Annotated in this window: 1 protein-coding gene; it reads left to right on the forward strand. The window is 35.0% G+C overall.

The genetic code is table 11. From position 1 onward, the window contains the following. The coding region (locus tag NJT12_RS25220; RefSeq protein ID WP_271338797.1) for a transposase at positions 1 to 592 on the forward strand (592 nt) is incomplete at both ends.

A 592-nucleotide genomic window follows, 5' to 3' on the forward strand; every position in this document is an offset into this window, starting at 1 on the left:
CACACATACTTTATCGAGATCCAATCCATTTTCAGCAATTGATGTATTGAGAGAGCGATCTAAACTGCTACGAAAAACGGTCTATTTATTTGATGACCAATTCAAAGAGCAGATGCCCAGGAAAAATGATACCAATGAATTAGAAAAAGAATTAGCCTATTGTAAAGAACTGGAACAACGCATAGAAAAAGAAGAATCTTTGAGTTCTATACCAGCTGTGAAAGAAAAGCTAAATCTTCTTAAAGAAACGATAGAAGATACTCAGGAAAATTTTATTTTATCAAAAGATACAGATGCTAAAACAGGTCATAAATCTGCTGATAGCTCTTTCTTTGGATATAAGACTCATTTAGCGATGACAGAAGAGCGTATCATCACAGCAGCTGTAGTAACTTCAGGAGAAAAAGGAGATGGTCCAGAATTACCAAAACTAGTAGAGATTAGCCAAGAAAACGGAATTGATGTAAACACTATTATTGGAGATGGAGCTTATACAGGAACAGAAAATATCAAGCAAGCGAGCGATCAAAATATTAAAGTGGTAGCCAAACTAAATATTACAATAGCGCAAGGAGCTAGAAAAGAGGAAGAT

The organism is Flavobacterium azizsancarii (genome assembly GCF_027980145.1).
Classification (GTDB): domain Bacteria; phylum Bacteroidota; class Bacteroidia; order Flavobacteriales; family Flavobacteriaceae; genus Flavobacterium; species Flavobacterium azizsancarii.